This is a genomic window from Pseudonocardia sp. DxW (assembly GCF_058448985.1).
Genome location: NZ_JBZFLK010000002.1, coordinates 373,633 through 396,984, shown reverse-complemented (window position 1 = coordinate 396,984; position 23,352 = coordinate 373,633). Strand labels below are relative to the sequence as shown.

Annotated in this window: 18 protein-coding genes and 1 riboswitch; of the genes, 9 read left to right on the top strand and 9 right to left on the bottom strand. The window is 75.2% G+C overall.

The genetic code is table 11. The features are described from left to right. Nucleotides 1–3: 3 nt before the first annotated feature. Complete coding sequence (gene speB / locus ACVJO7_RS04605) at nucleotides 4–942, bottom strand: agmatinase (protein WP_491671852.1); 939 nt, start codon at nucleotides 940–942, stop codon at nucleotides 4–6. 93 nt (nucleotides 943–1,035) lie between these two features. On the opposite strand from speB, the gene ACVJO7_RS04600 reads away from it, so the two are divergent. Both ACVJO7_RS04600 and cobN read left to right on the top strand, forming a co-directional pair. Beyond that, nucleotides 1,036–2,622: a PucR family transcriptional regulator ligand-binding domain-containing protein gene (locus ACVJO7_RS04600; RefSeq protein ID WP_491671851.1), complete on the top strand. Its 1,587-nt coding sequence runs from the start codon at nucleotides 1,036–1,038 to the stop codon at nucleotides 2,620–2,622. Between the two features lie 60 nt (nucleotides 2,623–2,682). After that, nucleotides 2,683–2,828, top strand: a riboswitch (cobalamin riboswitch). Between the two features lie 74 nt (nucleotides 2,829–2,902). Further along, the gene (gene cobN / locus ACVJO7_RS04595) at nucleotides 2,903–6,547 is read left to right on the top strand and encodes a cobaltochelatase subunit CobN (protein WP_491671850.1); all 3,645 of its coding nucleotides are present in this window, start codon (nucleotides 2,903–2,905) and stop codon (nucleotides 6,545–6,547) included. 1 nt (nucleotide 6,548) lies between these two features. On the opposite strand, the gene ACVJO7_RS04590 is transcribed toward cobN, so the two are convergent. Next, nucleotides 6,549–6,974 carry a MarR family transcriptional regulator gene (locus ACVJO7_RS04590; protein WP_491671849.1) on the bottom strand — a complete coding sequence of 142 codons (426 nt, stop codon included), beginning with the start codon at nucleotides 6,972–6,974 and terminating at the stop codon, nucleotides 6,549–6,551. Between the two features lie 87 nt (nucleotides 6,975–7,061). Between ACVJO7_RS04590 and ACVJO7_RS04585 the strand changes: the two genes are divergently transcribed. Genes ACVJO7_RS04585 through fmdA form a run of 3 tightly spaced genes read left to right on the top strand, consistent with a single transcriptional unit; the run spans nucleotide 7,062 to nucleotide 9,745 of the window. Next, nucleotides 7,062–8,126, top strand: a complete 1,065-nt coding sequence (locus ACVJO7_RS04585; protein WP_344025203.1) for a substrate-binding domain-containing protein — start codon at nucleotides 7,062–7,064, stop codon at nucleotides 8,124–8,126. Nucleotides 8,127–8,179: 53 nt separating this feature from the next. Next, the gene (locus ACVJO7_RS04580) at nucleotides 8,180–8,464 is read left to right on the top strand and encodes an FmdB family zinc ribbon protein (RefSeq protein ID WP_491671848.1); all 285 of its coding nucleotides are present in this window, start codon (nucleotides 8,180–8,182) and stop codon (nucleotides 8,462–8,464) included. Between the two features lie 33 nt (nucleotides 8,465–8,497). Next, complete coding sequence (gene fmdA, locus ACVJO7_RS04575; protein WP_491671847.1) at nucleotides 8,498–9,745, top strand: formamidase; 1,248 nt, start codon at nucleotides 8,498–8,500, stop codon at nucleotides 9,743–9,745. Nucleotides 9,746–9,888: 143 nt separating this feature from the next. Here the strand turns inward: fmdA and ACVJO7_RS04570 are convergent, their stop codons facing one another. Beyond that, nucleotides 9,889–10,959, bottom strand: coding sequence for an alpha/beta hydrolase fold domain-containing protein (locus ACVJO7_RS04570; protein WP_491671846.1), 1,071 nt, complete (start codon nucleotides 10,957–10,959; stop codon nucleotides 9,889–9,891). A 246-nt stretch (nucleotides 10,960–11,205) separates the two neighbouring features. Here ACVJO7_RS04570 and ACVJO7_RS04565 point away from each other — a divergent pair, with 246 nt between their 5' ends. Continuing rightward, entirely contained in the window at nucleotides 11,206–11,844 is a 639-nt protein-coding gene (locus tag ACVJO7_RS04565; RefSeq protein ID WP_491671845.1) for a TetR/AcrR family transcriptional regulator, read from the top strand. 56 nt (nucleotides 11,845–11,900) lie between these two features. Here the strand turns inward: ACVJO7_RS04565 and ACVJO7_RS04560 are convergent, their stop codons facing one another. After that, nucleotides 11,901–13,265, bottom strand: a complete 1,365-nt coding sequence (locus ACVJO7_RS04560) for an MFS transporter (protein WP_491671844.1) — start codon at nucleotides 13,263–13,265, stop codon at nucleotides 11,901–11,903. Nucleotides 13,266–13,379: 114 nt separating this feature from the next. Between ACVJO7_RS04560 and ACVJO7_RS04555 the strand changes: the two genes are divergently transcribed. Then, nucleotides 13,380–14,222 (top strand): hypothetical protein, encoded by an 843-nt coding sequence (locus tag ACVJO7_RS04555; RefSeq protein ID WP_491671843.1) that lies wholly within the window; start codon nucleotides 13,380–13,382, stop codon nucleotides 14,220–14,222. After that, nucleotides 14,219–15,310 carry a hypothetical protein gene (locus tag ACVJO7_RS04550; RefSeq protein ID WP_491671842.1) on the top strand — a complete coding sequence of 364 codons (1,092 nt, stop codon included), beginning with the start codon at nucleotides 14,219–14,221 and terminating at the stop codon, nucleotides 15,308–15,310. The genes ACVJO7_RS04555 and ACVJO7_RS04550 overlap by 4 nt, the downstream gene beginning before the upstream one ends. Before the next feature lie 114 nt (nucleotides 15,311–15,424). Here ACVJO7_RS04550 and ACVJO7_RS04545 read toward each other — a convergent pair whose 3' ends face one another. Next, nucleotides 15,425–16,981 carry an acetolactate synthase large subunit gene (locus ACVJO7_RS04545; protein ID WP_491671841.1) on the bottom strand — a complete coding sequence of 519 codons (1,557 nt, stop codon included), beginning with the start codon at nucleotides 16,979–16,981 and terminating at the stop codon, nucleotides 15,425–15,427. Next, a complete protein-coding gene (locus tag ACVJO7_RS04540; RefSeq protein ID WP_491671840.1) occupies nucleotides 16,978–18,048 on the bottom strand; it encodes a tartrate dehydrogenase in 1,071 nt (356 codons plus the stop codon). Before ACVJO7_RS04540 ends, ACVJO7_RS04545 begins: the two co-directional genes overlap by 4 nt. An 84-nt stretch (nucleotides 18,049–18,132) precedes the next feature. On the opposite strand from ACVJO7_RS04540, the gene ACVJO7_RS04535 reads away from it, so the two are divergent. Further along, nucleotides 18,133–19,596, top strand: coding sequence for an MFS transporter (locus tag ACVJO7_RS04535; protein ID WP_491671839.1), 1,464 nt, complete (start codon nucleotides 18,133–18,135; stop codon nucleotides 19,594–19,596). Between the two features lie 10 nt (nucleotides 19,597–19,606). On the opposite strand, the gene ACVJO7_RS04530 is transcribed toward ACVJO7_RS04535, so the two are convergent. The 3 genes from ACVJO7_RS04530 to ACVJO7_RS04520 form a co-directional block, all read right to left on the bottom strand. Beyond that, on the bottom strand, nucleotides 19,607–20,911 hold the full coding sequence (locus tag ACVJO7_RS04530; RefSeq protein ID WP_491671838.1) for an MFS transporter: 1,305 nt from the start codon (nucleotides 20,909–20,911) through the stop codon (nucleotides 19,607–19,609). 133 nt (nucleotides 20,912–21,044) lie between these two features. Continuing rightward, nucleotides 21,045–22,268 (bottom strand): MFS transporter, encoded by a 1,224-nt coding sequence (locus ACVJO7_RS04525; RefSeq protein ID WP_491671837.1) that lies wholly within the window; start codon nucleotides 22,266–22,268, stop codon nucleotides 21,045–21,047. A 54-nt stretch (nucleotides 22,269–22,322) separates the two neighbouring features. Continuing rightward, nucleotides 22,323–23,333: a glycosyltransferase family 2 protein gene (locus tag ACVJO7_RS04520; protein WP_344026351.1), complete on the bottom strand. Its 1,011-nt coding sequence runs from the start codon at nucleotides 23,331–23,333 to the stop codon at nucleotides 22,323–22,325. Between the last annotated feature and the right edge of the window lie 19 nt (nucleotides 23,334–23,352).

The following is a 23,352-nucleotide window of genomic DNA, read 5'->3' as shown; positions in this document are numbered from 1 at the left end:
TCCTCAGGTCCGGTTGGCCGCGAGCACGGACAGCAGCTCGTAGGCGACGTGGGCGGCGGCGATGCCGGTGATCTCGGCGTGGTCGTAGGCCGGGGCGACCTCGACGACGTCGGCGCCGACGACGTCGGTGCCGGCCAGCGCGCGCAGTGTGTGCAGCAGCTCGCGGCTGGTCAGCCCGCCCGCCTCCGGGGTGCCGGTGCCGGGCGCGTGCGCCGGGTCCAGCACGTCGATGTCGACCGACACGTACACCGGCCCGGTGCCCAGCCGCCGCCGCATCCGCTCGACGACGGCGGCCACGCCCTCGGTCTGGTAGGCGTCGGTGTGGATCACCTGGAAGCCGAGGACCTCGTCGTTCGTCAGGTCCTGCTCGGAGTAGAGCGGGCCCCGGATGCCGACGTGCAGGCAGCGCCGCGGATCGAGCAGGCCCTCCTCGGCGGCGTTGCGGAACGGGGTGCCGTGCGTGACGTCCGCGCCGAAGTACGGGCCCCAGGTGTCGAGGTGCGCGTCGAAGTGCACGACGGCGACCGGCCCGTGGGTGCGCGCCACCGAGCGCAGCAGCGGCAGCGCGAGCGTGTGGTCGCCGCCGAGCGCGAGCAGCGTCGTCCCGCCGGCCCGCAACCGGTCCGCGGCCTGTTCGACGGTGCGCACCGCGTGGTCGATGTCGAACGGGTCGATCCCCAGGTCCCCGGCGTCGGCCACCTGCTGGTCACCGAACGGGAAGACCCCCAGCGGCGGGTGGTAGGGCCGCAGCAGCTTCGACGACGCCCGCACGTGCGCCGGGCCGAACCGGGCACCCGGCCGGTAGGACACCCCGCCGTCGAACGGGAGCCCCAGCACGGCCACGTCGGCGTGCTCCACCTCGTCCAGCCGGGGCAGCCGGGCGAACGTGGGCGGGCCCGCGAAGCGGGGGACGGTGCCGGCGTCGACCGATCCGATCGGCATGGGTTCCTCCTCTGGGCGCGACCCGGGTCCCGCCCACCGTGCTCGTTCCCCCGACGACGACAGAAGTGACAGAACGTCGAATCGTCGGAGATCATGTTCGCCATGGTGTCGATCCCGCCCGGTGGGGTGCCGCTGCGTGAGCTGCTCGGCGACCCGGAGCTGCGGCTGGGCCGGGTGGCGATCGACGACGGCGATCTCGATCGGATCGTGGTCGCCGCCGCGGTGTCCGAGCTGGCCGAGCCGGGCGGCTGGCTGCAGGGCGGCGAGCTGCTGCTGACCGTCGGGTTCCTGCTGCCCGCCGACGTCGACGGCCTCACCCGCTACGCCCGGCACCTGCGCGCGCACGGCGTGGTCGCGCTCGGCGTCGGCCTGGGCTCCGACCTGCCGCACCGCAGCACCCCGCCGGCGCTCATCACCGCGGCCCGCCGGGCCGGGCTGCCGCTGCTCTCGGTGCCCGAGGGGGTGCCGTTCATCGCCGTCACCAAGGCGGTGTTCGCGCACCGGGACGCGGCCGAGCGGGCCCGGCTGCAGTGGGCGCTGCGCACCCAGCGCGCGCTGACCGCCGCGGCGGTCTCCCCGGGCGGCATCGAGGCGGTGCTGGCCGCGCACGCCGGTGCGACCGGGCGCACCGGCGTGGTGGTGGATCTGCTCGGCCGGGTGCTGGCCGCGGCACCCGTCGAGGGGGCCGCGGAGCTGGCCGCCGGGCTCGCGACGACGATCGGGGAGGTGCGCGGGCAGGGTCTGCTGGGCGCCGCCGTCGAGGTCGCCGACGGCCGCCGCCGGGAGGTCCATCCGCTGGGTTCGCGGCGGATCCGGGCGTTGCTGCTGATCGACGGGCCGGCCGCCGGGCCGCACTCCAACCAGGTCACCGGCGACCTGGTGTCGCTGCTGTCGCTGGAGCTGGAACGCCGGCTCGGCCTGGACGCCGCCGCCCGCCGCGGCCGGGCCCGGCTGCTGGCCGCGCTGGACCGCGGCGTCGTCGACGACGACGGCGCTGGCCGCAGGCTCGCCGCCGCCGGCCTGCCGGAGACCCGGCTGCGCGCCGCCGTGGTCGCGGCGCCGCGCCCCGAGGAGCTGGCCGCCGATCTGGCCGCGGTGCTGCCCGACGCGCTGGTCCGCACGACCGCGCCGGAGCCGGGGGAGGCCGACGGCACCGTCGAGCTGGCGGTCGCCGAGTCGGTCGACCTGGTGGCGGTGCTGGCCGCGCTCGCCGCCCGCCGGCCGGCCGGGATCGGCATCGCCGTCCGGCCGGGGGCGCTCGCGGTGTCGCTGCGGCAGGCCCGCTCCGCGCTCCCGGTGGCCCGGCTGACCGGGCGGCCCGCGCACGCCGACGACGTGGCGTCCAGCCGGATGCTGCTCGCCCTGCTCGACCACGACCGGTTGCGGGCCTTCGCCGACGCCGTGCTCGGGCCGCTGGACGCCGACCCGCGCGGCCCGGAGCTGCTGCGGGCGATCGCCGCGCACCTGGAACGCAACGGGCACTGGGCGGCCGCCGCGTCCGCGCTCGGCGTGCACCGGCACACCGTCCGGAACCGGATCGCGGCCGCCGAGCAGGTCACCGGGCGGCGGCTGGACACCGCGCAGGACCGGCACGAGCTGTGGCTGGCGCTGCGCGCCCGCGACCTCGGCCGGGCCGTCGGCGGGCCGGGCCGGGGGGACCGGACCGAGGGTGCCGGGTGACCGACGGCACCGGGTGCCGAGCGCCACGGCGGTGCACGGTTCCTTGACGGGGGACCGGCCCGTTGCGGAAGGTGATCGGACAACCGAAGACGGCGGGTGGGATCAGGAAGCCGGTGCGAGTCCGGCGCGGTCCCGCCACTGTGATCCCGGCGGACCCTCGTGGACCGCCGGGGCAGCCAGACACTGGCCCCATCCGCCGCGCCACCTCCGTCCGGGACGAGGATCCCGAGGAAGGTACGCCGATGACGCGCGCCCGCACGCCCCGCACCGGGACCGCCCGGTGATCCTGCTCCTGTCCACCTCGGACACCGACCTGCTCTCCGCCCGTGCCGGCGGGGCGGACTACCGCCTCGCCAACCCGAACCGGGTGCTGCTCGACGAGCTGGCCGCGATGGCCGACGCGGCCGACGTCGTCGTCGTCCGGGTGCTCGGCGGCTACCGCTACTTCGAGGAGGGTCTGGACCTGCTGCGAGCCCGGTCCACGCCGCTGGTCTGCCTGGGCGGTGAGATGGCGCCGGACGCGGAGATGATGGAGCTCTCCACCGTGCCCGCCGGCGTCGCCGCGGAGGCGCACACCTACCTCGCACAGGGCGGCACCGAGAACCTGCGGCAGCTGCACGCGTTCCTGTCCGACACGGTGCTGCTGACCGGTGAGGGCTTCGCGCCGCCGGTGGAGCTGCCCGAGTGGGGCGTGCTGGACGGCCCCGGCACCGGGACCGGACCCACCGTGGCGGTGCTCTTCTACCGGGCGCAGTTCCTGGCCGGGAACACCGCCTACGTCGAGGCGCTCTGCGACGCGATCACCGCGAAGGGCGCGACACCGCTGCCGATCTGGTGCGCCTCGCTGCGCCAGGCCCCGGCCGGCCTGCTGGACACGCTGCGCGGCGCCGACGCGATGGTCGTCACCGTGCTCGCCGCGGGCGGCACCAAGCCGGCGTCCGCGCAGGCCGGCGGCGAGGACGAGGAGTGGGACGTCACCGAGCTCGCCGCGCTCGACGTGCCGATCCTGCAGGGCCTGTGCCTGACCTCGTCCCGGGAGACCTGGGAGTCCAACGACGACGGCCTGTCCCCGCTCGACGTCGCCACCCAGGTCGCCGTCCCCGAGTTCGACGGCCGGCTGATCACCGTCCCGTTCTCGTTCAAGGAGACCGACGACGACGGCCTGTCCGTCTACGTCCCGGACCACGAGCGCGCCGCCCGGGTCGCCGGGATCGCGGTGAACCACGCCAACCTCGGCCGCATCCCGAACGCCGAGAAGAAGATCGTGCTGATGCTGTCGGCGTACCCGACCAAGCACGCCCGGATCGGGAACGCGGTGGGTCTGGACACCCCGGCCTCGACGGTCGCGCTGCTGCGCACGATGGCCGCCGCCGGGTACGAGACCGGCGGGTTCCCGGGCGTCGAGGCAGGCGACGGCGACGCGCTGATGCACGCGCTGATCGAGGCCGGCGGGCAGGACCCGGACTGGCTCACCGAGGAGAAGCTCGCCGGGAACCCGATCCGGATCTCCGCCTCGACCTACCGCAGCTGGTTCGACACGCTTCCGCAGGACCTCCGCGACGGCGTCGTCGAGCACTGGGGCGAGCCGCCGGGCGAGCTGTACGTGCACGACGACCACATCGTCGTCGCCGCGCTGCGCAGCGGGAACGTCACGCTGATCGTGCAGCCGCCGCGCGGGTTCGGGGAGAACCCGGTCGCGATCTACCACGATCCGGACCTGCCGCCGTCGCACCACTACCTGGCCGCCTACCGCTGGCTGGCGGCGCCGGAGTCCGACGGCGGGTTCGGCGCGCACGCGATCGTGCACATCGGCAAGCACGGGAACCTGGAGTGGCTGCCGGGCAAGACGCTGGGCATGTCGGCGTCCTGCGGCACCGACGCCGTGCTCGGCGACCTGCCGCTGATCTACCCGTTCCTGGTGAACGACCCGGGGGAGGGCACCCAGGCCAAGCGCCGGGCGCACGCCACCCTGGTCGACCACCTCATCCCGCCGATGGCCCGGGCCGAGAGCTACGGCGACATCGCCCGGCTGGAGCAGTTGCTCGACGAGCACGCCAACATCTCCGCGCTCGACCCGGCGAAGCTGCCCGCGATCCGCCAGCAGATCTGGACCCTGATGACGGCCGCGAAGATGCACCACGACCTGGGCCTGGAGGAGCGCCCGGACGAGGACGTCTTCGACGACATGCTGATGCACGTCGACGGCTGGCTCTGCGAGATCAAGGACGTGCAGATCCGGGACGGCCTGCACGTGCTCGCCCTCGCCCCGGCCGGTGAGCAGCGGATCGACCTGGTGCTCGCCGTGCTGCGGGCCCGGCAGATGTGGGGCGGCGAGCAGTCCGTGCCCGGGCTGCGGCAGGCGCTCGGGCTGGTCGAGGACGGCTCCGAGACCGGGGCCCGCACCGACGCCGTCGAGACCGTCGCCCGCGCCCTGGTCGCCGGGATGGAGGCCCGGGACTGGGATCCGGCAGCGGTCGACGACGTCGCCGCCGAGCACTGCGGTACTGGCGGTACCGCCGGTACTGCCGGTACGGCCGTCCGGCCCGCTGCGGCGGCGGCGCTCCCCGGCGTCGACGTCGGCGCGGTGCGTGCGGTGCTGCGCTTCGCCGCCGTCGAGGTGGTGCCACGGCTGGACGCCACCGCGCACGAGCTGGACCGGGTGCTGCACGCCCTGGACGGCGGCTTCATCCCGGCCGGTCCGTCCGGCTCGCCGCTGCGCGGCCTGGTGAACGTGCTGCCGACCGGCCGGAACTTCTACTCGGTCGACCCGAAGGCCGTCCCGTCCAAGCTGGCCTGGGAGACCGGGCAGGCGATGGCCGAGTCCCTGGTCGAGCGCTACCGCAGCGACCACGGCGAGTACCCGCGCTCGGTCGGCCTGTCGGTGTGGGGGACCAGCGCGATGCGGACCTCCGGCGACGACGTCGCCGAGGTGTTCGCGCTGCTCGGCGTCCGCCCGGTGTGGGACGACGCGAGCCGCCGGGTCCGCGATCTCGAGGTGATCGGGCTCGACGAGCTGGGCCGCCCCCGGGTCGACGTCACCGTGCGCATCTCCGGGTTCTTCCGGGACGCGTTCCCGCACGTCCTGGCCCTGCTCGACGACGCGGTGAAGCTGGTCGCCGAGCTGGACGAGACGCCGGAGCAGAACTTCGTCCGCGCGCACGTGCTCGTCGACCGCGAGCGGCACGGCGACGACCGCCGGGCCCGCACCCGGATCTTCGGGTCCAAGCCGGGCACCTACGGCGCCGGGCTGCTGCAGCTGGTCGACTCGCGCGACTGGCGCGGCGACGCCGATCTCGCCGAGGTCTACTCCACCTGGGGCGGCTACGCCTACGGCCGCGGCCTGGACGGCGTGCCCGCCCGGGACGACATGGAGAACGCCTACCGGCGGATCGCGGTGGCGGCGAAGAACATCGACACCCGCGAGCACGACATCGCCGACTCCGACGACTACTACCAGTACCATGGCGGCATGGTCGCCACCGTCCGCGCGCTGACCGGCAGCTCGCCGGAGGCCTACGTCGGCGACTCGACCCGCCCCGAGGCCGTCCGCACCCGCACCCTGCACGAGGAGACCGCCCGGGTGTTCCGGGCCCGGGTGGTCAATCCGCGCTGGATCGCCGCGATGCGCAGGCACGGGTACAAGGGCGCGTTCGAGATGGCGGCGACGGTCGACTACCTGTTCGGCTGGGACGCCACCACCGGCGTCGTCGCCGACTGGCAGTACGAGACGCTGACTGCGGAGTACGTGCTGGACCCGGACAACCGCAAGTTCCTGACCGAGTCCAACCCGTGGGCGCTGCACGGGATGGCGGAGCGGCTGCTGGAGGCCGTCGACCGGGGGCTGTGGGAGTCGCCGGAGGCGTCCACGCTGGACGCGCTGCGGCAGGCGTACCTGGAGTCGGAGGGGGACCTGGAGGGCGAGTAGCTCAGCCGAGCCGGGACAGTGCCGCCAGCACCGTCCCGGCGTCGGCGCCGAACGCGTCCAGGATCTCCCGTTCCACCCGCGCGACGCCCGGCTGCAACGCCGCGTGCAGCTCCCGGCCGCGGTCGGTGCCGAACACCAGCACCCGCCGGCGGTCGGCGTCGTCCGGCCGGCGGTACACCAGTGCCCGGTCCACCATCCGGTCGATGATCTTCGTCAGGGTCGGCGCCGGGACCATCGCGTGGACCGCGATGTCCGACATCGGGTGCCCCGCGCCGTCGGCGAGCAGATCGAGCACCCGCCAGCCGTCCAGGCCCGGCCCGTCCGGCGGCCGGACGGCCTCCTCGATCCGCCGCTCGACCCGGTGCGCGGCGCGGCCGAGCACGGCCGCGGCGGCCGGGGCGCGGGTGCGGGGTTCGGCGGCGGGCACGGGCATCCTCCGGGCTGGCGCGTTCGGGGTAGTGACGAGATCGCTGTCATCGTAAACACTGTCACCTTCAACCGACCGGGAGGTGACGTGTCCACGGCCCCCGCAGTGCTCGACGTCGCCTTCGTCGTGCCCCGCAGCGGCCCGGCCGGGATCCTCGGCCCGGCCTGCGAGGCGTGCGGTGACCTGGCCGCCGCCGAGCTGAACGACGCGGGCGGGGTCCTCGGCCGCGAGGTCCGGCTGCTGCCGGTGGACGGCGGCCGGCCGCCGTCCGAGGTCGCCGCGGCCGTCCGGGACCTGCTCGACGCGGGCCGGGTGGCCGCGGTCAGCGGCTGGCACATCTCCGCGGTCCGGCAGGCACTCGCCCCGGCCGTGGCCGGCCGGGTGCCCTACGTCTACGCCCCGCTCTACGAGGGCGGCGAGACGACGCCGGGGGTGTTCCTGACCGGTGAGACACCGGAGACCCAGGTGCTGCCCGCGCTGCGCTGGATGTCGGCGGAGCTGGGCGTGCGGACCTGGTGCGTGGTCGGCAACGACTACGTGTGGCCGCGCGGCTCGGCCCGCGCGGTGCGCCGCTTCGTGCGGACCAGCCCGGACGTCCGGGTGCTCGACGAGGTGTTCGTCCCGCTCGGCACCGACGACTTCGGCCCCGTCGTCACCCGGGTGCAGCGCTCCGGCGCGCAGGGCGTGCTGATGTTCCTGGTCGGCTCGGACGCGGTCCGGTTCAACCGTGCCTTCGCGGCGTCCGGCGCCGACCGCCACCGGGTCCGGCTCTCCCCGTTGATGGAGGAGAACATGCTGCTCGCGACCGGCGCCGAGGCCACCCGCGAGCTGTACGCGGCGGCCGGCTACTTCGAGACGCTGGCGACCGCGTCGTCGCTGGACTTCTCGGCCCGCTACGCGGCCCGGTTCGGCGTGCACGCCCCGGTGCCGGGCGCGCTCGCCGAGTCCTGCTTCGAGGCGATCACGCTGCTCGGCAGGCTGGCCGGCCGGGCGGGATCGGTGGAGCCCGCGGCGCTGCTCGCGGTCGCCGAGGACACCGGCTTCGACGGTCCCCGGGGTGCGGTCTCGCTGCGCGGCGGGCACCTGCGGCAGGACGTCTACCTGGCCCGGGCCGACGGCCTGTCGTTCGACGTTCTGGCCCGCCTGGCTTGACACCCATACTGTCAGTGGAGATATTTTCATATGACAGTACTTTGGAGGTGTCCGTGCCCACCTACACCCATCGCTGCCCCGTCTGCGGCGAGTTCGACCAGGTCCGGCCGATGTCCGCGGCCGGCCGGGAGGCGCAGTGCCCGGACTGCGGATCGCGCTCGTCGCGGATCTTCGGGGCGCCCGCGCTGCGCGGCGTCGATCCCGGCGTGCGCCGCGCGCTGGACGCCTCGGGCGCCAGCGCCGACGCGCCGCAGGTCGTCTCGTCGGTGCCGGGCCGCTCCCGGCGCGCCACGCCCGTCACCCGGGACCCGCGGCACGCCCGGCTGCCCCGGCCCTGATCCCCGCACCCCACCGAGCTCCAGGAGGTCACCGTGCCCGACGTCGTGTTCACCGTCGACCAGGCCAGGTCCATGCGCGACCAGGCGGTCCCCGGCCACAACCGCTGGCATCCCGACATCCCGCCGGCCGTCACCGTCCGCCCGGACATCTCGATCCGCGTCGAGTGCCGGGAGTGGACCGACGGCCAGATCGGGAACAACGACTCCGCGAACGACGTCCGCGACGTCGACCTGCGCGGCGCCCACATGCTCTCCGGCCCGATCGCGGTGGAGGGCGCCGAGCCGGGCGACCTGCTCGTGGTCGACATCCTCGATCTCGGCCCGGTGCCGCAGGAGACCGGTCCCGCACCCGGTCAGGGCTGGGGCTACACCGGCATCTTCGCCAAGCAGAACGGCGGCGGGTTCCTCACCGACACCTTCCCCGACGCGTACAAGGCGATCTGGGACTTCTCCGGCCAGAAGGCCACCTCCCGGCACATCCCCGGCGTCTCCTACACCGGGATCACCCATCCCGGGCTGTTCGGCACCGCGCCGTCGCCCGAGCTGCTGGCCCGCTGGAACGCCCGGGAACGCGCGCTGATCGCCACCGACCCGGACCGGGTGCCCGCGCTCGCCCTCCCGCCGCTGGACGAGGAGGTGCTCGGCGGCACCGCGACCGGCGACGCGCTCGCCGGGGTCGGCCGGGACGGAGCCCGCACCGTGCCGCCCCGGGAGAACGGCGGCAACCACGACATCAAGAACTTCACCCGCGGCAGCCGCGTCTTCTACCCGGTGCACGTGCCGGGCGCCCTGTTCTCCGGCGGTGACCTGCACTTCTCCCAGGGCGACGGCGAGATCACCTTCTGCGGCGCGATCGAGATGGGCGGGTTCATCGACTTCCACGTCGACCTGATCAAGGGCGGGATGGAGACCTACGGCGTCACCACCAACCCGATCCTGATGCCCGGCAACGTCGAACCGCGCTACTCCGAGTTCGTCACCTTCATCGGGATCGGCGTCGACCACACCACCGACACCAACCTCTACAACGACGCCACCGTCGCCTACCGCAACGCCTGCCTCAACGCCGTCACCTACCTGGAGAAGTTCGGCTACTCGGGTCCGCAGGCCTACCTGCTGCTCGGGTCGGCACCGATCGAGGGCCGGGTCTCGGGCGTCGTCGACATCCCGAACGCCTGCTGCTCGCTCTACCTGCCCACCGCGATCTTCGACGACGACATCCGCCCGTCCGCGTCCGGACCGGTGTGGAAGGACCGGGGCAGCTGCGCGGTGTCCTCGTGACCCCGTTCGGCCGGGACGCCGCTGGGCGACGGTGACGCCCGCCGCGCTCGGTGCCGCCGCCGAGCCCCCGGCGAGCCCGGCCGGCATCTGATCCCGTCCCGTCCCTGCACGAGCGCACCGCCCGTGCAGGGACGGGCCCGGCGTCAGGGGCGCACCGACTCCGCGAACCCGACCACCTCGCGCACCGTGGCGGCGTACACGTCGGGCATCGCGTCCCGGAACAGGATCTGCCCGACGTGGCAGAGCCCCAGGTCGACCTTCCCGACCGACGGCACACCGGCCTGCAGGAGCAGCCGGTGGTAGGCGATGCCCTCGTCGCGCAGCGGATCGAGCTCCGCACACGAGATGAGGTGCGGCGGCAGGCCGCGCAGGTCGTCGACGGCTGCCCGGGCCGGCCAGCAGGTGGGATCGTCGACGTTGCCCGCTCCCGGGTCGTAGACCTCGGCGAGCAGCGGGAAGAGCTGCCGGTTGAGCCAGTACCGGTCGTTCTCGCGCAGCGAGTGCAGGTGCTCGGGGGCCCGGTCCCAGGTGCCGAGCACGTACGGGCACAGCGCGTGGATGCCGGCGATCCGGTCGCTCCAGCCCTCCCGCCGGGCCCGGATCGCGACCGCGAGCGCGAGGTTCGCCCCGCCGGAGTCCCCGGTGACCACGACGTGCGTCCCGCCCAGCTCGTCGAGGTGGTCGAGCACCCAGCGGAGCCCGGTGGCGCAGTCGTCGAGCCCGGCCGGGAAGGGATGCGCGCCGAGCCGGCCGCCGCCGTTGCGGTACTCGACGCCGACGACGACCGCCCCGGCCGCCGCGAGCTCGTCGCGCCAGTGCACGTACGCCTGCCCGGTCGCGCCGAGCATGACCATCCCGCCGCCGTGGATCTGGTACACCACCGGCAGCGGGCCGTCGGCGCCCTCCGGGCGGTGCACGTGCAGGGTGACGCCGGGGGCCGGCTCGCGGGTCTCCCGCACGATCCCCGGCACCGGCGCCCACGGCTCGGCCAGCGCGGTGAAGAAGCCCTCGAAGCCCTCCTCGACGGCCGCGACGAACGCGAGCAGTGCCTCGCGGCCCGCGGTGCGGTCCATCGGCGCGTCGTCGGCGTGCCCGGTCACGCCGAAGGCGCCGAGGACGGCGATCATCCGGGGATCGGCGCGCGGATCGTCCGCCAGGCTGAGTGCGGGGTCCCCCAGCCGGCCGACCGGCCGGTGGGTCGTCGTGTCGGTCATGTCCTGCTCCTCGTTGAGCGCGGTCGCGCACCTCTGACGTGCACCCCCGAAAAGCTACAGAGCACGACGTGTGTCACACAAGAATGCCGTTCGGGCGAACGCGACTCGCGCATGCAGCGCTCCTGAACTGCGAATATCCTGCGTGGCAGAACGGAGCCGGGCGAAACCTGTCCGATACAGTCGGGGTATCGCGTTGCATCCGATGTCGGGTGCGTGGGTACGTCCCGGGCGGGGAGCGGAGGAGCGGTGACCGGTGACCGGGGCGCGGCGGCCCGCGCGGGCTCCGCGGCGGTGACCCCGCTGCAGCGGCAGCTGCGTGCCGTCCCGGTGCGCACCAGGGCGACCCCGCTGGACGCGCTGACGGTCGCGCTCCGGTGGTTCCGCGCGGGCCGCCGGATCGACATCCAGGCGCTCGCCAAGGAGCTCGGGATCAGCCGGGTGACGCTGCACCGCTGGGTCGGGACGCGGGACCAGCTGCTGGTCGAGGTGCTGTGGCTCACCGCCGACCGCGCGCTCGCCGCCGTGTGGGACACCGTGCGCGACGAGGGGCCCGCGCACAGCCTGACCGCCGAGACGCTCAGCCGGTGGGCGGCCGACGTGCTGCTGCACCCGGGGTTCCGGCGGATGCAGGCCGACGAGGGCGAGCTGCTCGCCCGATTGCTCACCCGGGAGGCGAGCGAGTTCCAGAGCAGGCTGATCGGGCTCGTCACCACGATGCTGACCCACGACGTCGAGACCGGCCGGGTGACCATCGACCTCGAACCGGCCGAACTCGCCTACGCCACCGTGCGGATCGCCGAGTCGTTCGTGCACACGCCGGCGATCACCGGCGGCGAGCCCGATCCGGAGCGCAACGCGCGGGTCCTGCGGGCGCTGCTGCGCTGACCGGCCGCCGGGGCCCGCCCGCGGACCGGTCGGACCGGCTCGCCCACCTCGGCCGGTCAGGCCGGCAGCCGGGTGCGCGGCGCCGTCGCCGCGCCGGTCAGCGCCAGCACCGCCACCACCCCGAGCAGCACCGGCATCGCGACGGCGGGCGAGGTGAGCATCGCCAGCAGCGCCCCGCCGAGCCCGACGAACGCCGCCGTCGCCAGCTGGTCCAGCAACTGCGCCGCCGACGAGTGCGATCCGACGTCGGTCGCCGTCGAGTGGGCGAGGGTCAGGAACGCGATCCCGGAGAACGCGACGCCCATCCCGAGCCCGGCCAGCCCCCAGAACCCGATCGCGAGCCAGCCGGGCAGCCATCCCGCGGCGACCGGCAGCAGCCCGAGCTGGCCGACGGCGATCGTCGCGAAGCCGGCGCGCAACATCACCGATCGGTCCCTGTCGGGATGGCGGGCCTGCCAGGCGGCGGCCGCCGACCACCCCAGTGACGCGACGATCAGCGGGACGCCGGCCGCGGTCAGCGACCATCCGTGCGTCGCGGTGAGGATCAGCGGCAGGAACGACACCACCGTGAAGAACGCCCCCGCCACCAGGCCGCGGGCCGCGACCACCGAGGCGATGCCCGGCCGTGCCGCGACGACCCCGCCGGGCAGCAGCCTGCGCAGCGAGGGGACGAGCGCGAGCACCGCGACCGCGCCGACCACCGCGCCGCGGGCGTCGAGGTTCTCCAGCGCCCAGCTGAGCCCGGCCACCCCGAGTGCGGCGCCGAGCGCAGCGATCACCAGCCCGGTGCCGCCGCCGGTCGTGCGCTCGCGCGGCGGACCGAGCCCCCGCACGGCGGGCATGATCAGGACGAGGGCGAGGCCGACGACCGGGAGCAGCCCGAGGAACACCCAGTGCCAGGAGATCCGTTCGGTGACGACCGCCGCCAGCGGCGGGCCGGCGAGCGAGGGCAGCACCCACGCCGACGAGATGAGCCCGAACACCGCGGGCCGCTGCCGGCTCGGGTAGACCGCGGCGACCAGCACGTACACCGCGACACCCTGCACGCCGGCGCCGAGGCCCTGCAGCACCCGGCCGGTGAGCAGCTCGGCGGCCGTCGTTGCCGAGCCGGCGACGAGCAGGCCGATCCCGAACACCGTCGGTGCGACGACGAGCGGGGCCCGCGGCCCGCGGGCGTCGCACCAGCGACCGCCGAAGGCCGTCCCGAAGACCGCCGCGGCCAGGAACGCGACGAACGGCCACGCGTAGAGCGCGAGCCCGCCGAGGTCGTCCACGATGGCCGGCATCGCGGTGCCGACCCCCATCGCCTCGAAGGCGGTGAGGCTGATCAGCAGCAGGATGCCGACGGTGGTCGGGGCCCGCCCGGATGACCAGACACCCGGCTCGTTCCCTGCGCCACGTCCCGGGACGGTCTCCACCACGCGTCAAGCCTGCGACCTGCACCCCGGTGCAGGTCAAGCGGGTTCCGTGTTCACGATCCGTGATCAGGGCAGGCCAGTCGTGTTTTCGTGCCGCACGAACGGGTACAGACCGATATGACCGACATCACAACGATCATCGTCGTGGCCGTGGTGGTGATCGTCCTCGTGGCGATCGTGGCCGCCGCGCTCGCGGCGGCGCGCCGACGCCGATCGGCCGCGCTGCGCGAGCAGTTCGGTCCCGAGTACGACCGCGCGGTGCGCGGCGCCGACGACCCGCGGGACGCCGAGAAGGACCTCGCGGAGCGGCGCAGACGGCACCGCTCGCTGCGGCTGCGCGATCTCGACCCGCAGGAGCGCGCGGGCTACCGCGGCCGCTGGACCCAGGTGCAGCAGGGCTTCGTCGACGACCCGGCGAGCGCGGTCCGGGAGGCCGACCGCCTGGTCGCCGAGGTGATGTCCGCCCGTGGCTATCCGGTCGAGGACTTCGACCAGCAGGCCGAGGACCTGTCCGTCGCGTACCCGGTGCTGACCCAGCGTTACCGGGAGGCGCGCGGGATCTCCCGTGAGCACGCCGCGGGGCGGGCCGGTACCGAGGACCTGCGGCAGGCCGTGACAAGCTACCGGGCGCTGGTCGACGCGCTGCTCGACGACACCGGCGACGAGCGCGACCGGGATGCCCGGGGGGCCGGGGACACCGCCCGGGGGCCCGGCGACGCCGCCCGGGGGACCGCCGCGCCGGCGGGGCCAGGGGCAGCGCAGCCCGATCCCCGCGCCGCCGGACCCGATCTCCGCAACGGTCGGATCGACCCCCGCACGGCCCAGGCCGATCCGCGCACCGGCCGGACCGGCCCGCAGGGCATCCCGGGCGACCCGCGTGCCCCGCAGCACGACCCCGCCGGACCCCCGCCGCAGCAGCCGCAGACCGGACACGACACACGACGGGAGACGCGCGCATGAGCGACCGTTCCGCACACCGGCCCGAGAGCCGCGCGGCCAGGCTGGCCGGGGAGATCAAGGAGCGGATCGTCGGCCGCAGCGACGCCGAGCGCGACGCCGACTGGGACGGCACCGACGCCGCCGTCACCGCGCAGCGCGACGCGGGCGCGGCCGGTCCGGGCGACCCACTGCGCGAGCCGGTCCCCGGCGAACCCGGCGGGCCCCCAGCGGGCGACCCGGCCCAGGCGCCCCCGCCGCCGGGCACGGACCCCCGGGGCCCCGGCGTCGGCCCGCCAGCCGGCATCGACCCGCGCAGCCGGGGTGCGGACCTCCCGCCGGGCGCGGAGCCGCGCTCGGGCGGTGCGGATCTCCCACCCGGGACGGATCCGTGGCCGGGCGAGGCGCCGCGCGGACGGCACGCCGAGCACCCGGCCCCGCCGGGCGGCGGCGCCGGGGCACCCCCGCACACCGTGGGCCCGGACGGCGCCGCCCCGGCCGCGGCCGGCCCCGCGGCCGATGCCCCCGCCGGCGCCCCGGTCCGCGGTGCCGGCCCGCCGGCCCCGCAGGGCGCACCCCCGGCCCCGGGGGACCCCGGACCCGCCGTGACGCCCGGCCCGGGCGGCGCGCCGTACGACACCGGCGCGGCGCAGCCCGGCCGACCGGCCGGCGGACCACCGCGGGGCGCCGCCGGCCCCGCCGATCCGGTCGGTCCCGCCGGCCACCCGGACGACTCGGGCGCCGCTCGGGCCGCGGCACCGGGCGGGGCGCCCGCTGCAGCACCGGGCAGGGCGTCCGCCGGGGATCCCGGCGCGCGACCGGGTACCGCCGATCCGGCGCCCGGCGGCTCGTCGCTGATCCCGCCGGACCGGGCCGGCCGTTACCAGGAGCGCTGGAACGTCCTGAAGGGCGAGTTCGTCGACGAGCCCCGCCGCGCCGTGCACGGCGCGAACGAGCTGGTCGGCGAGGTGCTCGACGAGCTGGAGAGCCTGTTCCGCAACCAGCGTGACGACCTGGAGCAGCAGTTCTCCCGCCAGGACGCCTCGACCGAGGACCTACGCCAGGCCCTCGGCCGCTACCGGGAGTTCTTCGACCGACTGCTGTCGCTGTAGCACCTGAGCGAACGACCATGATCCCTGTTTCGGGAGCGCCGGAGCGCCGCAGGCGCACCAGGACTCCCGAAACAGGGATCATGAACGCCGCGACACGAGCAACCCCGGGAGACCTCAGCCCACCGCGGGCACGATCGCCTCGATCAGGTGCGGCCCGGGCTCGTCCCGGGCCCACCGCAGGGCGTCGAGCAGCGCCTCGGTCGTCTCCACCCGCCGGGCCGGGACTCCGAGGCCGGTCGCCAGGGACACGAAGTCCGGCGTCGGGTCGGACAGGTCCAGCATCCGGCCGGCCCGCCCCGACCGGGCGGCCTCGCCCGCCCCGGTGCGGGCCAGCTCGACCCGCAGGATCGCGTACGCCGAGTTGTTGATCAGCACCGTGGTGACGTCGAGTTGCTCGCGGGCCTGGGTCCACAGTGCCTGGAAGGTGTACAGCGCGCTGCCGTCGGCCTGCACCGCCACCACCGGCCGGCCCGGCGCGGCGACCGCGGCACCGACCGCGGTCGGCGGCCCCTGGCCGATCGCCCCGCCGGTCAGCGCCAGCTGGGTGTGCGGGGCCGCGGTCTGCAGCGCCGGGGCGAGCGCCGCACCGGCGGTGAGTGACTCGTCGACGACGATCGCGCCGTCCGGCAGCTCCGCCGCGATCGCCGCGCTCATCGAGCGGACGTCCAGCGGTCCCGGCGGCGGTTGCGGCGCGGACCGCGGGGCCGGCTCGGCGACGGCGTCCGGGGCGACCGCCGCGGCGAGCTCCTCCAGCGCGGCGCAGGCGTCGGTCGCGGTGTCGGCGAGGCCGAGCACCGGGCAGCCGTCCGGGACCAGGTCGCCGGGCACGCCCGGATACCCGAAGAACGACACCGGCGAGCGGGCACCGGCGAGCACCAGCGACGACGCGCCGTCGAGCTGGGCGAGCGCCTGCTCGGCGAAGTAGCCGAGCTTGTCCACCCGCGGCCGTCCGGCGCCGGTGTCCCAGCAGCGCGGGAACGTCTCGACCAGCAACCGGGTGCCGGTCGCGGCGGCGATCCGGCCGGCCGCGTCCATCGCCCGCTCGCCCAGCGCGGGCCCGCCGAGCAGCAGCACGGCGCCCGGCTCGGCGACCGCGGCCGCCGCGGCGGCGACCCGCCCGGGATCGGGCGGGTACGGCGCCGCCGCCGGCAGCGCGGGAGCGGGCGCCGCGCCCTCGGACCAGGACACGTCCGCGGGCAGCACCAGCGTCGCGATCTGCCCGCCGCGCTCCGAGGTGGCGGCCAGCGCCCGCATCGCGTCGGCGGCGACGTCCCGGGCGTCGCCCGAGGTGTGCACCCAGCCCGACACGGTCCGCGCGACCGCGGTGATGTCGGACTCCAGCGGCGCGTCGTGCCGGACGTGGTCGGTGGCGTGCGCGCCCACCACGCACAGCAGCGGGGTGCCCGCCCGGCGCGCGTTGTGCAGGTTCGCCAGCCCGTTGCCCAGTCCCGGCCCCAGGTGCAGCAGCACCGCGGCCGGCTTCCCGGCGATCCGGGCGTACCCGTCGGCGGCGCCGGTGGCGACGCCCTCGAACAGGGCGAGCACGCCGCGCATCTCCGGCACCGCGTCGAGCGCCTGCACGAAGTGCATCTCCGAGGTGCCCGGGTTCATGAAGCAGACCTCGACGCCGGCCCCGGCCAGCGACCCGACGAGCGCATCCGCGCCCCTCACGCGTCGATCCGCTTCAGCACGGCGGCGGTCATCTCGTCGGTCCCGGCCGTCCCGCCCAGGTCGCCGGTGCGCACCTCCAGCAGCGCGGAGCGGATCGCGGCGAGCACCTCGGCGCCCGCGTCGGGGTACCCGAGGTGCTCGAGCAGCAGCCCGGCCGACCAGATCGCGCCGAGCGGGTTCGCGATGCCGCGGCCGGCGATGTCCGGGGCGGAGCCGTGCACCGGCTCGAACATCGACGGGTGGCTGCGGGTCGGGTCGAGGTTCCCCGACGGCGCGATCCCGATCGACCCGGCGACGGCCGCGGCCAGGTCGGACAGCACGTCGCCGAACAGGTTGGACGCCAGCACCACGTCGAACGACGCCGGGTCCAGCACCAGCTTCGCGGCGAGCGCGTCGATGTGCTCGGACCGCCACTGCACGCCCGCGAACCCGGCGGCCCGCTCGTTCACCACCTCGTCCCAGAACGGCATGGTGTGCACGATGCCGTTCGACTTCGTCGCCGACACCAGCCGGTTCCGCCGCCGCGACGCCAGGTCGAACGCGAAGTCCGCGATCCGGCCGACGCCGCGCCGGGTGAACACCGCCTCCTGCACCGCGAACTCGCCGTCCGTGCCGCGCCCGAACCGGCCGCCCATCTCGGAGTACTCGCCCTCCGAGTTCTCCCGGACGATCACCAGGTCGACGCCGCCCTCGGTGTCGCCGGGCCGGGCCGCGGACAGCGGCGAGCGCACGCCGTCGAACACCGTGATCGGGCGCAGGTTCACGTACTGGGCGAACGCGCGGCGGATCGGGATGAGCAGCCCCCACAGCGACACGTGATCGGGCACCCCCGGCCAGCCGACGGCGCCGAGCAGGATCGCGTCGTGCTGCCGGATCCGGTCCAGGCCGTCGTCGGGCATCATCGCGCCGGTGTGCGCGTAGCGCTCGCAGGACCAGTCGAACTCGTCGTAGCCGAAGCTCAGGCCGTGCCGGCGGCCGACGGCGTCCAGCACGGTGGTGGCGGGCGGGAGGACCTCCTTGCCGATCCCGTCGCCGGGGATCAGCGCGATGCGCAACGACGTCGTCATGCTCCCAGTGCACACGGTGTGACCCTGTCCGGAGAACCCGGGGTCCGGGTTGCGCCGCGCACCCCGGCACCCGCGAATGGTGGGGTGCACGATCCCGATCCCCGCCGCTGGTGGGCGCTGTCCGTCTGCCTGGTCGCCGGCTTCATGAGCCTGCTCGACGTCAGCATCGTCAACGTGGCGCTGCCGTCGATGCAGGCCGACCTGGACGCGTCCGCCGCCCAGGTGTCGTGGGTGGTGTCCGGTTACGCCCTCACCTTCGGGCTGGTGCTGGTCGCGGCCGGGCGGCTCGGCGACGACCGCGGCCGGCGCCGGATGTTCCTGGCCGGGCTCGCGCTGTTCACCCTCACCAGCGCGGTCGCCGGGCTCGCCCCGACACCGGAGGTGCTGGTCGCGGTCCGGCTGCTGCAGGGCGCCGCGGCCGGGCTGCTCTCCCCGCAGGTCGTCGGCCTCATCCAGGACCTGTTCCGCGGCCCGGAGCGGGGGACGGCGTTCGGCATGTTCGGCGCCGTCGTCGGGATCTCGACGGCGGTCGGCCCGCTGCTCGGCGGACTGCTGCTGGCGCTCGCCGGGGACGCCGACGGCTGGCGCTGGGTGTTCTTCGTGAACATCCCGATCGGGCTGGGCGCGCTGGTGTTCGCGGCCCGGGTGCTGCCCCGGGACGCCCCGGCGCGCGGGCCGCGCCGCCCGCTGGACGTGCCCGGTGTCGCGCTGCTCGGCACCGGGGTGGTGTGCCTGATGCTGCCGCTGGTGCTCGCCGAGCGGGACCCGGCGTCGTCGCCCTGGTGGCTGCTGCCCGTCGCGGTCGCGGCGCTGGTGGCGTTCGTCGGCTGGGAGCGGCGGGCCGGGCGCACGCACGGCCATCCGCTGGTCGATCTCGGGCTGCTGCGGATCCGCAGCTACGCGGTCGGCGCGACGCTCGGCGCGACCTACTTCGCCGGGTTCACCTCGATCTTCTTCGTGCTCACCCTGTACCTGCAGAACGGGCTGGGCTACACCCCGCTGCAGACCGGGCTGGCGATGACGCCGTTCGCGCTCAGCTCGGCGCTGACCTCCGCGTGGAGCGGGCGGCTGGTGGCCCGGTACGGGCAGCTGGTGGTCGTGGCCGGGCTCGCCGTCGTGCTGACCGGGCTGGTGGCGACCGACGTGGCACTGGCCCTGACCGCGGGGAGCCCGCTGACCGGCTGGGCGGTCGCGGCGACCCTGCTGGTCGCCGGCGCGGGCGGCGGGCTGGTCGTCGCCCCGAACCAGACGATCGCGCTGTCCGAGATCCCGCCCGCCGCGGGCGGCACCGCGGCCGGCGTGCTGCAGACCGGGCAGCGGATCGGGACGGCGGTCGGGCTGTCGGCGGTGGGCGCGGTCTTCTTCACCCGGCTCGCCGCGACCGGCGACTGGGCGTCCGCGGTCTCCCGCGGTCTGGTCGTGACGGTCGGGCTGGTCGCGCTGGCGCTGGTGCTCGGGATCGTCGACGTCGTGCTCACCCGCCGCCGGACGGCCACCCCGGCCGGTCACCGGCCGACCCACCTGGGCGGGCCCACCGGCGGCGGGTGAGCGGCGCCGGTCACCCGCGGGCGGCGGCCACCCGGGTGTCGTCGCGCAGGCCGGAGCGCAGCGTCTCGGTCATCAGGTACGAGCAGCCCATCGAGACCAGCGCGATGAACGCGACGTAGCCGGCGACCGCGTACAGCGACCCGGTCCAGGCGACCAGCGCGGTGCACAGCAGTGGCGCGACGCCGCCCAGGATCGAGGCGATCTGGTAGGCCAGCGACGCCCCGGAGTAGCGCATCCGGGTGGAGAACTGCTCGGCGAAGAACGCCGACTGCGGCCCGTAGACCGCCGACCGGCAGGCCTGCACGACCAGCCCGCCCAGCACGAACAGCCACACGCTGCCGGTCGAGACGAGCCAGAAGTAGGGCACCGCGAACAGCGCGAGCACCCCCATCCCGGCCAGGAACATCGGCCGTCGCCCGAGCCGGTCGGAGAGCAGGCCGAAGGCGAGGATCATCGGGATGTCGGACAGCGACAGGAAGGCGTTCGCGGTCAGGATCGTCGTCCGGTCGTAGGCGAGCTCCTGGGTGGCGTAGGTGACCAGCCAGACCGAGCCCACGTAGAACGTCGAGTTGGTCGCCAGGAAGGACCCGGCGGCCAGCGCGATCTCCTTCGGGTAGGTGCGCAGCGCCTCGAGCACCGGCATCCGGTTCGCCGTCTTCTCGTCCATCGTCTGCTGGAACACCGGCGACTCGTGCACGCCGAGCCGGATCCACATGCCGACGCCGATCAGCGCGATGCTGGCCAGGAACGGCACCCGCCAGCCCCAGGCCAGGAACTGCTCGTCGGTGAGCACCGCGGACAGCACCGCGAACGTCGCCGTGCCCATGACCAGGCCGAGCGGAACGCCGACCTGCGGCCAGCTGCCGTAGAACCCGCGCCGGTGCGCCGGTGCGTGCTCGACGGCCATCAGCGCGGCCCCGCCCCACTCGCCGCCGACCCCGAAGCCCTGCAGGAACCGCAGCGTCACCAGCAGCACCGGGGCCCAGATGCCGATCGTGTCGTAGCCGGGGAGCAGCCCCATCCCGACGGTCGCGGCCCCCATCAGCAGCAGCGAGTAGACGAGCATCGGCTTGCGGCCGATCCGGTCGCCGAAGTGCGCGAAGACCGCGCTGCCGACCGGGCGGGCGATGAACCCGACGGCGAACGCGCCGAACGAGGCCAGCGTGCCGGCCAGCGGATCCACCGACGGGAAGAACACCTGGCCGAACACCAGGGCCGCGGCGGTGCCGAAGATGAAGAAGTCGTACCACTCGATGGTGGTGCCGATGAGACTGGCGGTGGCGACCTTGCGGGACGACCGGAGCGTGGGTGCCACGGTTCCCCCCGGCGACGCCGACGGGACGGATGACGACATGGCCGCCGACGCTAAACGACCGATCGGTTCGTGTCGAGACGCAGCGTTGACCGACGGAACGTGCCGGATGTCCGGCTCGGCGGCCGGCCCGGGATCAGCCGGCGGGCGCCCGGCGGCCCGGGAGCGCCGCGGCGAGGAACAGCACGACCAGCCCGGCCAGCGGGACGACGAGCAGCCCGGTCCGCAGCCCGGCGGCGTCCGCGATCACCCCGATCACCGGCGGGGAGAGCAGGAAGCCGACCCGCATCAGCCAGGTCACCACGGTCAACCCGGCGCCCGGCGCGAGACCGGGGATCCGGTCGGCGGCGGTCATCGCGGCCGGGACCAGGGTGGCCACCCCGAAGCCGGCGATCCCGAACCCGGCGACGCTGCCGGGCACCGTCGGGAACGCGAGCGCCGCCCCCATCCCGGCGAGCACCAGGGCGCCCCCGGCCCGGGTCACCGCCCGCTGGCCGAACCGGTCCACCATCCGGTCGCCGAGCAGCCTGCCGACGAACTGGCAGCCCTGCAGCGCGACGAACCCGAGCCCGGCGATCGCGGCGCCCGCCCCCAGCCCGTCCAGGTACACCGCGGCCCAGGTGGCACCCGCGTCCTCGACGACCGTTCCCGAGTTCGCGACCAGCCCGAACACCAGCAGCAGCAGGACCGTCCGGAGCCCGAGCCCGGCCCACGGGCGCCGCCCGGCGGGCGCCTGCCCGCCGGTGCCGCCGGGATCGCGGCGTTCGGCGTCCTCCGGCCCGCGCAGCAGCAGCGGGTACACCGCGACCGCGATCAGCACCGACAGCGCCGAGGACAGGCCCAGGTGCAGCGGGAGCGCCATCGCGATCCCGGCCGCGGCCGATCCCATCAGCCCGCCGGCCACCGCGCCGACCGACCACAGCGCGTGGAACGAGTTGAGGATGGAACGGCCGTAGCGGCGCTGCACCCGCAGGCCGTGCGCGTTCTGCGCGACGTCGACCACCGCGTCCGCGGCGCCGACCAGGAACATCGCGGCCGCGAACAGGCCCCAGCCCGGGGCGAACCCGACCAGCACCACGCCGGCCGCGATCACCGCCATCCCGAACGACGCCACCCGCGACGACCGGAACCGCGCGATCAGCGCGCCGGCGGTCAGCCCGGCGAGCAGCGCGCCGAACGGCATCGCCGCCACGGCCAGGCCGAGCTGGGCGTTGGTCAGCCCGAGATCGTCCTTGAGCTGCGGGAAGCGGGGGAGCAGGTTCGCGTAGACCAGGCCGTTGGTCGCGAAGACCAGGGCCACCCCGGCCCGGGCCCGCCGCTCGATCCGGCGCGGCCGTGCCGCCGTCGTCCGCTCCACCACCCGGCGAGCATGCATGACGGCCCCGACGGTCCGGCCGGCGCCGCCGGACGGGTGTCAGCCCCGCAGGGCGTTCAGCTTCCCGGCGGTCCGCAGCGCACCGGACATGCCGCGGTAGGCGCCCTTGCGGGCGCCGTCGCGCAGGGTGCGCAGCCGGGCGCGGCGCTCCCGGCCGGCGCCGTTCCAGGCCAGCAGCGAGCGGCCCCACGGGTCGCGGGCCAGCGCCGCGGTGCCCGCCTCGCGGGCGAGCAGCGACCAGCGGTCGCCGAAGTCGTCCAGCCCGTCCCGGTAGGCGAACACGGCGGGCCGGATGTAGGCCATCCCCGGGTGCATCCGCTGCATGCCGGGCGCGTAGTCGGAGATCACCTTGTCCAGGCACTCGAAGCGGCGCTGCCGGTTCGAGCTGATCGACCCGGTGCGCATCAGCCGCATGTCGAGCAGGTACCGGCGGGTGCCCCACATCAGCGGGTAGTTCGAGCCGGTCGCGATCCGCAGCCACATCTCGAAGTCGACGGCCGAGGGCAGCGACGAGTCGAACCCGCCGACCTGGTCGAAGCAGGCCCGCCGGACCATCAGCGAGCTGCCGTTGTGCGGCGGGTTGTTCTCGACGAGCTGGCGGTCCACGTCGATCCGGCCGGCCGGCTGCCAGCGCAGCGCGACCACCTGACCGCTCTCCAGCATCACCCGGCTGTGGCAGTAGGCCATGCCCACCCCGGGCGGGGCCGTGTGCAGGGTCTCCAGCATGTGCCGCAGGAACTGCGGGTGCCAGCGGTCGTCCCCGTCGAGGAACGCGACGAACGGCGCGGCGCTCTCGGCGAGCGCCCGGTTGCGCGCGGCGCCGGAGCCGCCGTTCTCCACCTGGATGAGCCGGATCCGCGGGTCGGCCGCGGCCCGGGCACGGACCACGTCGGCGGTGTCGTCGGTCGAGCCGTCGTCGACGATCAGGTACTCGAAGCGGGACTCGGTCTGTGCGAGGACCGAGTCGATGGCCTCCGCGATCCACGGACCGACGTTGTAGGCCGGGGTGATCACTGTCACCAGAACGCTGTTGTTCTGCACGAACGGCACGTTATCAAGGCTCCTTCCG